The 7,030-nt window shown below is 71.8% G+C and carries 9 protein-coding genes; 7 read left to right on the forward strand and 2 right to left on the reverse strand.

The window, feature by feature from the left end; genetic code table 11:
• Positions 1 to 138 precede the first annotated feature (138 nt).
• The 4 genes from IG84_RS38025 to IG84_RS0117225 all read left to right on the forward strand — a co-directional run bounded on the left by IG84_RS38025 (position 139) and on the right by IG84_RS0117225 (position 2,929).
• On the forward strand, positions 139 to 1,548 hold the full coding sequence (locus IG84_RS38025; protein ID WP_245659380.1) for a glycosyltransferase: 1,410 nt from the start codon (positions 139 to 141) through the stop codon (positions 1,546 to 1,548).
• Positions 1,549 to 1,557: 9 nt separating this feature from the next.
• Positions 1,558 to 1,776, forward strand: a complete 219-nt coding sequence (locus IG84_RS41830) for an NADPH-dependent FMN reductase (protein WP_051861848.1) — start codon at positions 1,558 to 1,560, stop codon at positions 1,774 to 1,776.
• Positions 1,770 to 2,114, forward strand: a complete 345-nt coding sequence (locus IG84_RS41835; RefSeq protein WP_051861850.1) for an NADPH-dependent FMN reductase — start codon at positions 1,770 to 1,772, stop codon at positions 2,112 to 2,114. The genes IG84_RS41830 and IG84_RS41835 overlap by 7 nt, the downstream gene beginning before the upstream one ends.
• A 104-nt stretch (positions 2,115 to 2,218) precedes the next feature.
• Complete coding sequence (locus IG84_RS0117225; protein ID WP_245659381.1) at positions 2,219 to 2,929, forward strand: DUF4232 domain-containing protein; 711 nt, start codon at positions 2,219 to 2,221, stop codon at positions 2,927 to 2,929.
• Here the strand turns inward: IG84_RS0117225 and IG84_RS0117230 are convergent.
• Positions 2,892 to 3,737: an AraC family transcriptional regulator gene (locus tag IG84_RS0117230; RefSeq protein WP_031057555.1), complete on the reverse strand. Its 846-nt coding sequence runs from the start codon at positions 3,735 to 3,737 to the stop codon at positions 2,892 to 2,894. The genes IG84_RS0117225 and IG84_RS0117230 overlap by 38 nt on opposite strands.
• A 50-nt stretch (positions 3,738 to 3,787) precedes the next feature.
• On the opposite strand from IG84_RS0117230, the gene IG84_RS0117235 reads away from it, so the two are divergent.
• Positions 3,788 to 4,252 carry a DUF2000 domain-containing protein gene (locus IG84_RS0117235; RefSeq protein WP_031057558.1) on the forward strand — a complete coding sequence of 155 codons (465 nt, stop codon included), beginning with the start codon at positions 3,788 to 3,790 and terminating at the stop codon, positions 4,250 to 4,252.
• Between the two features lie 58 nt (positions 4,253 to 4,310).
• Here the strand turns inward: IG84_RS0117235 and IG84_RS0117240 are convergent, their stop codons facing one another.
• The gene (locus IG84_RS0117240) at positions 4,311 to 5,081 is read right to left on the reverse strand and encodes an IclR family transcriptional regulator (protein WP_031057561.1); all 771 of its coding nucleotides are present in this window, start codon (positions 5,079 to 5,081) and stop codon (positions 4,311 to 4,313) included.
• A 222-nt stretch (positions 5,082 to 5,303) separates the two neighbouring features.
• Between IG84_RS0117240 and hutH the strand changes: the two genes are divergently transcribed.
• On the forward strand, positions 5,304 to 6,842 hold the full coding sequence (hutH, locus tag IG84_RS0117245; protein WP_031057563.1) for a histidine ammonia-lyase: 1,539 nt from the start codon (positions 5,304 to 5,306) through the stop codon (positions 6,840 to 6,842).
• Between the two features lie 35 nt (positions 6,843 to 6,877).
• Positions 6,878 to 7,030 (forward strand): hypothetical protein (locus IG84_RS39885; RefSeq protein ID WP_157848898.1); only part of this gene is annotated, 153 nt, incomplete at its 3' end.

The following is a 7,030-nucleotide window of genomic DNA, read 5'->3' on the forward strand; positions in this document are numbered from 1 at the left end:
GCTCGGGGCGATTCTGGTGGTTCGTTTTCGTTACCGGCGTGGGCTGGAAGCCGGGCATGGGGCGGTCGTCGGTGCGGCCTCCGGTGCGCGGCGCGGCTCGGGTCGCCGGCGCCGCCGGTGAGCGGCAGACGCCGTGGCGTGCCAGTGCTGGCGGCGCATCAGCACCGGTCCCTGACCGTTCTGTCGGGGATCGTCGTCATGCTCGCGGCAGCGGCCTGGGCCGGTCATCATGCGCTCACCGCGTTCGCGGTCGCGCACGACGGCGCGCTGGCGAGCCGCCTCACGGTCGTGTGGATCGCGCTGTTCCTGATCTTTCTGCTGCAGACGTTCATGTACCACCTCGAACGTCCGAGGAAGCTCACGCCCAGGCTCGCCCGGCAGCTCGACGCGTTGCATGTGGCGATCCTGGTGCCTGTTTACAACGAGGACCCCGGATACCTGCGGCTGGGGCTGGAATCCTTTCTGCGGCAGAGTCGACTGCCGGATGCGGTGCACATCGTCGATGACGGTTCCACCAATGGGGATTACGCCGAGGTGCGGGTGTGGTGGGAGTGGGCCGCGCGGGAGGCGGGCGTTGCCACGACCTGGCAGCGGGTGCCCAACGGCGGCAAGCGGCACGCGCAGGCACACGCCGTGCGCGTCAGCCCCGAGGCCGACATCTACATCACCTGCGACAGTGACAGTTGCTTCGCGCCCAATGCGATCGATGAGGCGCTGAGCCCGTTCTCCCGGCCGCGTGTGCAGTCCGTCGCCGGCATTGTCATCGCGACGAACAACCGGGCCAACTGGCTGGTGCGGATCACCGATCTGTGGTTCGTGGTCTGTCAGCTCGTGGACCGCTCCGGCCAGTCCGCGGTCGGTGCCGTCATGGTCAACTCCGGGCCACTCGCCGCGTATCGGGCCGGGATCATTCGCGACAACCTCGACGGGTACCTCAACGAGACGTTCATGGGCCGGCCCGTGAACTTCTCCGACGACAGCATGCTCACCCTGTACGCGCAGGAGCGCGGCCTCACCGTGCAGCAGCCGTCCGCTATCTGCTTCACCGCCATGCCGGAGAAGTGGTCCCACTTCAACCGGATGTACCTGCGGTGGATGCGCGGCTCCACGATCCGGTCCGTCTGGCGGATGCGGTACCTCTCCCCGGCGCGCCCCGCGTTCTGGCTGCACACCATGCGGTGGATTCAGATGGTGCTCACCCAGATGGTCACCGTCTGGATGCTGATCGTCGAACCGATCGCGTACCGCAACATGCCGCCGGTGACGATGCTGATCGTGCCGTTCCTCATCGGCTGGGCGCAGGGGCTGCGGTATTTGAGCATCATCCGCTCCGACGAGCGCATCCGCTCCCGGCTCGTGACCTGGCTCGCCATGCCGGGTGCCATCGTCCTCGCCTGGACGGTGCTGCGCTGGCTGCGCTGGTACGGCATTGCCACCTGCGCGAAGACGGGCTGGGGTACGCGGCAGAACGGGGCCGAGGTGTTCCTCGCGGGGAGCGGTGCGGCCGCCGCATCGGGGATCGGGCCGACGACCGTCGCACCGGGGTAAGTTGGCGCGATGGACATCCTTGCGTTGTGCGGGAGTTTGCGGGAACGGTCGTTGAATGCCGCCGTGTTGCGGGCCGCGGGGGAGCTGTGGGTTCCGCGAGGCGGGATGCGCATCGAGCCGAGCCTCGGCCGGCTTCCCTTCTTCGACCAGGACGTCGAGGAGAGTGGCGTGCTGCCGTCCGAGGTCGTGGAGTTTCGGGAGCGGGCTGGGGTGCGGGTGGGGTGCTGATCGCTACGCCGGAGTATGCGAATGGCACCTCCGGTGTGCTCAAGAATGCCCTGGAGTGGCTGGTCGGCGGAGGGCAGCTGTACGACAAGCCGGTGGCGGTGGTGAGTGCGTCCCCGTCCGCGCTGGGCGGCGACCGCGCGCAGGCGTGGGTGCGCGAGACCCTCACGATGATGGGGGCGCGGCTGGTGCCGGACGGGCTGCTGATACCGCAGGCGACCGCCAGGATTCAGGACGGCCGGCTGGTGGACGGCGCTACGGTGAAAGAGCTGGACGAGCTGCTGGCACGGCTGTACGAAGCGGGCGGGCCCCGGCACGAAGCGGGCCGACCGGCGGCGTGAATGGTGCGTTAGTGGTGTGTTAGTGGCTCATCAGTGGGACTCGGCAAGGTAGTTGGTGCGGTTACCGAAGGGACCGTACGTACCGACCCGGTAAGGGGATTTCCATGTCGCACCACACCAGTCTCCGCCGCGGCCGCAAGGCCGCCACCGCCACGCTGATCGCCGCCGCGGCGGCGCTCGCGCTCACCGCCTGCCAGGACGACGGTTCCGGCGTGAAGACCGGCGCGTCGGCCCCCTCGTCCGCGGCCGCGTCCGACTCGGGGTCGGCTTCGGGTTCCTCCTCGGCCGCCTCCGGCTCGTCGTCCGAGGCCGCCTCACAGTCCCCCTCCGGCCAGGCCCCGAAGGGGACCGCCGTGCGTACGGCCTCGGCGCGTACCGCAGCCGCCGCGTCCACCGACACCTCGTCCGACCGCTGTACCGCCGACGAGATGGGCCTGCGGCTGGGCCGCGCCGACGTCGGGGCGGGCAACATCCGCTACCCGCTGGTGTTCACCAACAACGGCAAGACCGCCTGCACGCTGCGCGGTTACCCCGGTGTCTCGCTGATCCAGCGCGACGGCCAGATGATCGGCAAGCCCGCCACTCGTGAGGGCGCGGCGGGCCGGGCCGTCACCCTGAAGCCGGGCGGCAGCGCGTACGCCGTACTGCACACCATCCAGGACGGGCTGAACGACGAGCCGTGCTGGAAGAGCCCGTACCTTCTGCAGACCTACCCGCCCGGCTCCAAGGACGCGATGACGCTTCGTACCTCTGAACTGCGGGTCTGTGGTGGGGAGTTCAGCGTGACGGCGCTGGAGCCGGGCGTCGGTCGGTGAAGTGTCCCGGCGGGACGCCTAGGACACGCTTGAAGTGCCGGGTGAGATGCGGCTGGTCGTGGAAGCCCGCGGCGGCCGCGGCGTCCCGCGGCGCCATGCCGTCCAGCAGCAGCCGCCGGGCGAGGTCGACACGGCGCGCGGTGAGGTACTGGTGCGGACTGATGGCGAACTCCCGGCTGAACGCGCGTACGAGGTGTGCCGGATGGGCGTGCAGCAGCCCGGACGCCTCCTGGAGGGTCAGCCCCTCGGCGAGGCGCGCGTCGAGCAGGTCACGTAGCTGCCGGGCGAGGCCCGGACCAGCGGCGGGCGGCGCGGCCGGCGCGTCCCGCCGCGCCAGATGCCGCCGCGTCAGGTGCTGCCGCAGCCGCTCGGTGACGCACACGAGCCGGCTCTCGGACTCCAGCTCCTCGCCGGGCAGGACGAGGGCGTCGTGCAGCCGGTGGATCCGGTCGCGCAGCGTGGCGTCCTCCAGTACCGGCGCGTCGACCGCGAGCCCGATGTACTCCTCGCCCAGGCCCGCCGCCTCGGGATCGAGGTAGAGCACGCGCTTGCGGAAGCCCTCCGGCGTGATCGGCGAGCCGTTGTGCGGTACGTGCGGAGGCAGCAGCGTGACGCCCGTCCGCAGCGCGCCGTGCTCGTGCCGGTCCAGGTCGTACCGCACCATGCCGTCGTCGACGATCAGCAGCGTCCACGCGCCGTGGGTGTGCATGGGATAGGCGTGGCCGGTCAGGTGCGCGTGGTAGACCTCGGCGATGCCGGCCACCGCCGGGCGCCAGGCCGTGACCTGCGGGTGAGGACGGCGGACCATGCAAAGAACGTACAAGACCGGGCAGGGACCGGCTCGGAAGAATCCACGATATGGAAACTCCGAACACCGCTGAACACCCCGCGACCGCACCCGAGCCCGCACCCGTCCGCTTCGACACCAAGCTCGCCGTCCTGCTGCGCGAGGACCTGGAGACCTGGCAGCGGCTGAACGTGACGGCCTTCCTCGTCAGCGGTATCGGTACGGAGATCCCCGACGTGATCGGGGAGCCGTACGCGGACGCCGACGGCAATGACTACCTGCGGATGTTCCGCCAGCCCGTGCTGGTCTTCGAGGGGACGAAGGAGACGCTGACCACCGCGCACGGCCGTGCGCTCAGCCGGGGCGTCGCCCTCTCGGTGTTCACCTCGGACCTCTTCGCGACCGGTAACGACCGGGACAACCGGGCCGCCGTACGGGCGGTCGGCCGGGATCAGCTCGATCTGGTGGGGCTGGCCGTGTACGGGCCGAAGAACGCCGTCGACAAGATCGTCAAGGGTGCGCGCATGCACCCGTGAGACGTGGGTTCTACGGGACGCGGCTTCTACGGGACGCGGGTCCTACGGCACACGGGTCCTACGGTGCGGGCAGCGTCCCGCCGATCCGCAGCGTCAGGTCCCGGGCGGTACGGGCCACCTGCTCGGCGATGGCCGCCTGCTGGTCCGCCGGCACCTCGGCGGCGGGGTAGGTCACCGCGACCCCCGCGACCGGGTGCGCGCCGTGGTCGAGCACCGGCGCGGCGACCGAGGAGAAGCCCGGGGTGACCTCGCCCTCCTCCGTGGCGTACCCGCGGCGCCGCACCTCCACCAGCAGGTGGCGCAGCGCGGAGAGCGAGCCGGGGCCGATGCCGTGCCGGACGACGAACGCGGACGGGTCCGGGAACAGCGCGCGGACCTGGGGACCCGGCAGCCGCGCGAGCATGGCCCGGCCGCTGGCCGTCAGATGCGCGGGCAGCCGCACGCCGACCTCCGTCACCAGCGGCGCCCGTCCCGGCGCCCGCTCCTCGATGACGTAGATGACCTCGCGGCCGTGCAGCACCGCGAGGTGCGCGCTGTGGCCCGTGCGGTCGACCAGCGCGGTGAGCGGCGCCCGGGCCAGCCGCTGGAAGGGGGCCTGGCGGCTGTAGCCGGAGGCGAGTTCGAAGGCGCTGACGCCGAGGCCGTACCGGCGCTCGTCCGCCAGGTGCACCACGAAGCCGTCCTGCGCGAGGGTGTCGAGGAGGTGGTACGTGGTCGAACGGGGCAGCCCGACGTCCCGGCTGATCGTGGCCGCCGGGACCGGCCCGACCTGCCGGGCCAGGTAACGCAGGATCGCGAGGACCTGTGCGGCTGCGGGGACGATTGCCATGGGGCCGAGATTAACCGCCGTCGGGGTGCGGTCCGGCGGCCCGGTGCCGCGCCGCTGTGGTTGCTCGCGCAGTTCCCCGCGCCCCTGAAGGGGCGCTCCCTGACGGGGCGCCCGCAACAGGGCACCCCAGTACCGCCCATCGGCTACAGATGTCTGGTATCCCAGACACAAAGCCTCCAGAAGGCATGGAACAGGCGGTCTGACCTGGTGCTTCATTGAGGCATGTCAACTGTTGTTATCGACGTCGGCGCGCTTTCCGCCGACGATGTGGTGGCCGTCGCCCGCCACAGCGCCACCGTCACGCTCTCCCACGCGGCGCAGGAGGAGATCACTCGCAGCCGCAAGGTCATCGAGGCCCTGGCCGACGACGTCACCCCGCACTACGGCGTCTCGACCGGCTTCGGCGCCCTCGCCACCCGGCACATCCCCACCGAGCTCCGCGCCCAGCTCCAGCGCAGCCTGGTCCGTTCGCACGCCGCCGGCTCCGGCCCCGAGGTCGAGCGCGAGGTGATCCGCGCGCTCATGCTGCTGCGCCTGTCCACCCTCGCCACCGGCCGCACCGGCGTCCGCCTGGAGACCGCCGAGGCATACGCCGCGCTGCTCAACGCCGGCATCACCCCGGTCGTCCGCGAGTACGGCTCCCTCGGCTGCTCCGGCGACCTCGCCCCGCTCGCCCACTGCGCGCTCGCCGTCATGGGCGAGGGCGAGGTCCGCGACGCCGACGGCGAGCTGCGCCCGGCCGCCGAGGCGCTCGCCGCCGCCGGAATCGCGCCGGTCACCCTGCACGAGAAGGAGGGCCTTGCCCTCATCAACGGCACCGACGGGATGCTCGGCACCCTCGTCCTGGCCTGCCACGACCTGCGACGGCTGCTCGCCACCGCCGACCTCGGCGCCGCGATGAGCGTCGAGGGCCAGCTCGGCACGGACGCCGTCTTCGCCGCCGACCTCCAGGCCCTGCGCCCGCACCCCGGCCAGGCCGACAGCGCCGCCAACCTCCGCGCCGTCCTCGCCGACTCCGCGATCGTCGCCAGCCACCGCGGCCCGGAGTGCACCCGCGTCCAGGACGCGTACTCGCTGCGCTGCTCGCCCCAGGTGCACGGCACCGCCCGGGACACCCTCGGCCACGCCGAACTGGTGGCCTCCCGCGAGCTCGCCGCCGCCGTCGACAACCCCGTCGTCACCCTCGACGGCCGCGTCGAGTCCAACGGCAACTTCCACGGCGCCCCCGTCGCCGCCGTCCTGGACTTCCTCGCGATCACCGTCGCCGACGTCGCCTCGATCGCGGAGCGCCGCACGGACCGCTTCCTGGACGTGGCCCGCAACCACGGCCTCAACGCGTTCCTCGCCGACGACCCCGGCGTCGACTCCGGCCACATGATCGCCCAGTACACCCAGGCCGCGATCGTCTCCGAGCTCAAGCGCCTCGCGGCCCCCGCCTCCGTCGACTCCATCCCCTCCAGCGCCATGCAGGAGGACCATGTCTCCATGGGCTGGGCGGCAGCACGCAAGCTGCGCAAGGCGATCGACGGCCTCACCCGCGTCATCGCGATCGAGATCCTCACGGCGGCCCGCGCCCTGGACCTCCGCGCCCCGCTCACCCCGGCCCCGGCCACCGCCGCGGTCGTCTCGGGCCTCCGCGCCGACGTACCGGGCCCCGGCACCGACCGCTACCTCGCCCCCGAGATCGAGGCGGCCGTGCAGTACGTGGCCTCGGGTGAGGCCCTGCGCGCTGCCGAGTCGGTCACCGGCCGGCTCCGCTGACACCCGGCCACTCCACACTCCGAAAGGACAACACCATGACAGGCGCACGCCCCGTCCGCGCGGCCCGCGGCACCGACCTCTCCGCTCTCGGCTGGCAGCAGGAGGCCGCCCTGCGGATGCTCCAGAACAACCTGGACCCGGAGGTCGCCGAGCACCCGGACAAGCTCGTCGTCTACGGCGGCACCGGC

Source organism: Streptomyces ochraceiscleroticus (genome assembly GCF_000720485.1).
Taxonomy (GTDB): Bacteria; Actinomycetota; Actinomycetes; order Streptomycetales; family Streptomycetaceae; genus Streptomyces; species Streptomyces ochraceiscleroticus.